1 pseudogene is annotated in these 207 nt (G+C 41.5%); it reads right to left on the reverse strand.

Features of this window, described 5'->3' with window-relative positions:
* Positions 1–207: pseudogene (gene secY, locus BHE89_RS04320) on the reverse strand (preprotein translocase subunit SecY); the annotation flags it as partial.

Raw genomic sequence — 207 nt, forward strand, 5'->3', positions numbered from 1 at the left:
CTTGAAGCAAAAATTGCTGGTATAACACCCGCCATATTTACTTTAAGTGGTAGATGTGTACTTTGTGCCGCGTATATTCTACGCCCTTGTTGACGTTTTGCATAGTTAACAACGATACGACGTTGTCCCCTTTCAACAAAAACAACAAAGAAAGTAACCGCGAACACCAATACTGCAACCAACAATAACAGGAGGAAGTGCAGTTCG

Source organism: Shigella sp. FC1967, assembly GCF_001743005.1.
In the GTDB taxonomy this organism is placed as follows: Bacteria; Pseudomonadota; Gammaproteobacteria; order Enterobacterales; family Enterobacteriaceae; genus Proteus.